Consider the following 1,379-nt stretch of genomic DNA (forward strand, 5'->3'; position numbering starts at 1 on the left):
ATCGGATGCGGGCAGGCCGCCGGCCGCCAGCGGCACCAGCGCAACGGCTTGAGCCGGGCGGATCCCGTCGAGCCCGGCCGCGGCGAAGGCCGCTCGCAAATGGGGCGCCCCCGAGGCGGCCACCAGATTCACCAGCGCCGGGACGGTGGGCTTCCACTCGGCATCGGCAACGCGTCGCATGCAGATCAGTGTGCCACTCCGGGCGAGTTTGACAAGGTACTTGTCAAAACTCGGCGTCGATGCGACGATGGCTTCATGCGGTCGCTACGCGCTCGGGTGTTCGGCGTTTGTCTCGTCTCGGTGTTGACCGTGGTGCTCGGCGGCTGTGTCGGCGGCGGGCACGCGTTGGGATCGCCTGGTTCCCAATCGATTCCGATCGGACAGTCCACCCAGACCATCGACTCGGGCGGGGTCGGCAGGACATTCCACCTGTACCGGCCGCAGGGATTGCCCGACGCGGCACCGCTGGTGGTGATGCTGCACGGCGGCTTCGGCAACGGGGCGCAGGCCGAGCGGTCCTACAACTGGGACGCCGAGGCGGACAACGGACACTTCCTGGTCGCCTACCCCGACGGCCTCAATCGCGCCTGGAACGCCGGGACCTGTTGCGGGCAACCGCAGCGCGACAACGTCGACGACGTCGGATTCATCACCGCGATGGTGGGAGCCATCGAGCAGGAGATCCCGATCGATCGCGCGCGCGTGTATGCCACCGGCATGTCGAACGGGGCCATGATGGCGCTCCGGCTCGGATGCCAGACCGACACCTTTGCCGGGATCGCCCCCGTCGCGGGAACCCTGCTGACCGACTGCTCGCAGGCCCGACCGACGTCGGTGCTGCAGATTCACGGCACCGCCGACGACCGGGTCCCCTACAACGGAGGGCCAGGAAAAGCCTTCGCCATCAACGGAAATCCGCGCGTCGACGGCCCCTCGGTGGAGTCGGTCAACGCCACCTGGCGCTCCATCGACGCCTGCGGACCACCGACCTCGACCACCACCGGAAGCGTGACGACCCAGACGGCCGGGTGCCCCGACGGACGCACGGTGGAGCTGATCTCGGTGGCGGGCGCCGGCCATCAATGGCCGGGAGGCCAACCCAGCCCGCTTGCCGAGCTCGCAGGGATCCCCGAGCCGTCCACGGCGCTCAACGCCACCGACACCATCTGGCAGTTCTTCACCCAGAGCCACCGCTGAGAATTGCCGGCGCCTCGAGCGTCGAGTTGTTTACGCGATCGGCGCGTTTTCACGCAACAACTCCACCCTCGGCGGGTTTACTTTTCTGGTGGAGCGCTTGCTGGAGCGCGAGGCCGTCCTCGCCAAGCTGGCCGCGCTGACGCGCGCCGCGCGGCGGGGCAGGGGCCAGGCGGTGTTGCTGC

At 68.9% G+C, this 1,379-nt stretch carries 1 protein-coding gene and 1 pseudogene; one reads left to right on the forward strand and one right to left on the reverse strand.

Translation table 11 applies throughout. From position 1 onward, the window contains the following. Window positions 1-180 (reverse strand): annotated as a pseudogene (locus tag BN4348_RS59095) (MarR family transcriptional regulator); the annotation flags it as partial. 75 nt (window positions 181-255) lie between these two features. On the opposite strand from BN4348_RS59095, the gene BN4348_RS59100 reads away from it, so the two are divergent. Further along, on the forward strand, window positions 256-1,197 hold the full coding sequence (locus BN4348_RS59100) for an alpha/beta hydrolase family esterase (RefSeq protein ID WP_066917213.1): 942 nt from the start codon (window positions 256-258) through the stop codon (window positions 1,195-1,197). Window positions 1,198-1,379 lie beyond the last annotated feature (182 nt).

Origin of the sequence: Mycobacterium interjectum (assembly GCF_900078675.2) — a bacterium.
Lineage (GTDB): Bacteria > Actinomycetota > Actinomycetes > Mycobacteriales > Mycobacteriaceae > Mycobacterium > Mycobacterium interjectum.

What these genes read in the sequence shown, in the direction of transcription:
- BN4348_RS59100 (WP_066917213.1), top strand. Translation starts at nt 256, where the DNA reads ATGCGGTCGCTACGCGCTCGGGTGTTCGGCGTTTGTCTCGTCTCGGTG.